The organism is Mesorhizobium sp. M5C.F.Ca.ET.164.01.1.1 (assembly GCF_004792125.1).
GTDB lineage: Bacteria > Pseudomonadota > Alphaproteobacteria > Rhizobiales > Rhizobiaceae > Mesorhizobium > Mesorhizobium wenxiniae.
The window spans coordinates 1-447 of sequence record NZ_SRTG01000104.1 but is presented as its reverse complement, the minus strand read 5'-3'; the positions used below and the strand labels follow the sequence as shown (position 1 = coordinate 447).

Sequence of the window (447 nt, the reverse complement as noted above, 5' to 3'; positions counted from 1 at the left end):
CAACTTTTGTCTTGGCGGTCGTGGTGTTTTTCTCGACCCACGCTTTCGCCGATCCTGTTCAGAAATCAGAAGACATTGTCAAGTTCTTTGCCGGCGCGGCCGATCTCGGCAAGTCGCGGGGAATTTGCGTCGGCACCGAGGAGGAGTGCAAGAGCAAGACCAAGACCAAGGCAAAAGAAGCGCCGGGAGAGAAATCGAGTCTCGATATGCTGATCAATTTCGGCCTAGATTCGGCCGCACTCGACACCACTGCGCGCTCTGAACTCGACGAGTTCGCCAAGGCGCTGAAGGACAGCCGGCTGAGCACGTTCAGCTTCGTCGTCGAGGGTCATACCGACGCGACCGGCACGGACAGCTACAATCAGGGCCTGTCGCAGAGAAGGGCGCAATCGGTGGCAGCCTTCCTGACGGCGAACGGCGTCCAAGCCACGCGGCTAGATCGAGAGA

At 58.8% G+C, this 447-nt stretch carries 1 protein-coding gene; it reads left to right on the top strand.

The window, feature by feature from the left end:
- On the top strand, window positions 1-447 hold a 447-nt coding region (locus tag EN807_RS32625), incomplete at both ends, for an OmpA family protein (RefSeq protein ID WP_246684502.1).